We start from the raw sequence: 2,309 nt of genomic DNA, 5'->3' as shown, positions 1-2,309 counted from the left end.
AGAGACAGGGTATCGACGGTGTTGATGGGGGTTGTCCCGGCGGTGGTGGCGGGGGTCCCTGAGATTTTTGTGGTTTCTCCTCCCCGCAAGGATGGATTGCCGGATCGCCGTATTCTGGCCGCCGCCGCCCTGGCCGGGGCCCGGGGGGTGTATGCCATGGGTGGAGCCCAGGCTATTGCGGCCCTTGCCCGGGGAACGGAGCATATCCCGCGGATGGATCTCATCGTTGGACCGGGGAATAAGTATGTGGCGGCGGCAAAACGCCTGCTGTATGGGCGGGTGGGCATTGATTTTGTGGCGGGCCCCACGGATGTGCTGATTATCTGGGATGGAACAGAAAAAGCTGACGCAAAAAGAGGGGGAGGCCCTGCGGCGACTCCTCCGGAACCCCTTCGCCAGGGGGAGCCTTTTAAAGAGGGGAACCTTTCATCCATCTCTCTTGTTGTGGCGGACCTCCTGGCCCAGGCAGAGCATGATCCCGATGCCCGGGCCCGACTGCTGGTTCCTTCTCAGAAACTGGCGGAAGAGATATCCCAGGAATTAGAAGAGCAGGTTCAAACCCTCCCGACGGCCGATATTGCCCGGGCGTCCTTACAGAAGGGGGGGCTCATGGTGATCTATTCCAGCAAAGAGGAAGCCCAGGAGATAGCTAACCTGATTGCCCCTGAGCACCTGGAACTCCATGTGTCCGATCCTGAGTCCTGGATTGAAGGGCTGTATAACTACGGATCCCTTTTCATTGGGTCCATGACCGCAGAGGTGTTGGGGGACTATTCGGCGGGGATAAACCACACCCTTCCGACCGGTGGAACCGCCCGCTTTACCGGCGGGCTTTCGGTTCGGCACTTCCTGAAAACCCAAACGACCCTCCGATGCACCGAAGGAAAGGCGGTTTCTCGAGCCTATGAAGCGGCCGAGCGGATAGCCCGGGCGGAAGGTCTTGAGGCCCACCGGCGAAGCGCGGCCCTGCGGATAAAGGGAGAATAACGGGACCTTCGTAGTATCCTAATGTTAGCTCCCCAAAGACTCCCCTATCCGTATGGCACAAAAGGGGCCACACATGGAACAGCCCTCTTCTTTATAGGGCCGATCCTCATAATATTTGCGGGCCCTTTCAGGGTGGATGGCTGTTGCAAACATTTCTTCCCAATCAAGGCGGGAACGGGCAAGGGACATTCGGCTTTNTAAAGCAAGGGCCCCAGGGTGATGCCGGGCCACATCGGCAATGGTGGCGGCGATACGGGCGGCCACAACCCCTTCCCGAACTTCGGCTATACCGGGAAGAGACACATGTTCTGAAGGAGTTACATAGCAAAGAAAGTCGGCCCCATAAAAACCTGCGAGGGCACCCCCTACGGCAGCAACGATATGATCGTATCCCACCCCCCTATCGGTAGGAAGAGGCCCTAATACAAAAACAGGGGCTCCCTTCCCTATCTTTTTCATGAGGTTTATGTCTGTTTCTATCTCATCAAGGGGAACATGGCCCGGCCCTTCTATCATAACCTGGACACCCTGTGCCCGGGCCCGCTCAACCAGGGCCTGCAGTTCAAATAGCTCTTCGATCTGGGCCTGATCGGTTGCATCATGAATCGCCCCTGGCCGCAGGGCATCTCCTAAACTTAAGGTCACATCGTATTCCCGGGCGATATCAAGAATCTCATCAAAATGATGATAAAAAGGATTCTCCTGTTTATTTTGCCGCATCCAGCCAGCAAGGATGGCTCCCCCGCGACTTACCAGAGGGATGTATCGACGAGAGTGATAAAGAGGGGACCCTGCCTGGGTTTTTGGAAGGCACTCCAGTACCCGCCGGGTTATTCCTGCATGGATGGTCATAAAATCAACACCATCCTCTGCGTGGTTCCGGACCATCTCGATAAAATCCCCTTCCGCAAAATCGATAACCCGTTTCCCTTGATGATAGGCCTCCACCGCCGCATCATAAATAGGAACAGAACCTACCGGAACGGGACTGCGCTCCACAACACGCTGGCGTATTTCCTTCAGGGATCCCCAGGTAGAAAGGACCATCAGAGCATCTGCCCCGGCTTCGATGGCCACCTCCATCTTTTCAAGTTCCTCTTCCAACGAAGAATACCCCCGAGAAGTGCCAATATTAGCGTTCACCTTTACGGAAAAATCTTCGCCCACTATCATTGGTCGAACAAGGGAATGCCGTTTGTTTTTAGGGAGCACGGCATGCCCTGTTTGAAGTTTTCCCAGAACCACCTCCGGACGAACCTGTTCTGCGGCTGCACAAACCTTCATCTCTTCCGTAAGAATCGATTGACGGGCTGCTTCAAGCT

At 55.8% G+C, this 2,309-nt stretch carries 2 protein-coding genes; one reads left to right on the top strand and one right to left on the bottom strand.

What is annotated here, in order from left to right; genetic code table 11:
* Window positions 1-987: histidinol dehydrogenase (locus N2315_09000; protein ID MCX7829311.1), on the top strand; the 987-nt coding region annotated here is incomplete at its 5' end.
* 24 nt (window positions 988-1,011) lie between these two features.
* On the opposite strand, the gene thiC is transcribed toward N2315_09000, so the two are convergent.
* A partial coding sequence (gene thiC / locus N2315_08995) for a phosphomethylpyrimidine synthase ThiC (protein ID MCX7829310.1) occupies window positions 1,012-2,309 on the bottom strand: 1,298 nt, incomplete at its 5' end.

Origin of the sequence: Thermanaerothrix sp. (genome assembly GCA_026417795.1) — a bacterium.
Lineage (GTDB): Bacteria > Synergistota > Synergistia > Synergistales > Synergistaceae > Thermanaerovibrio.
Note: the sequence above shows the minus strand (reverse complement) of the source record. Positions and strands in the feature narration are given on the sequence as shown.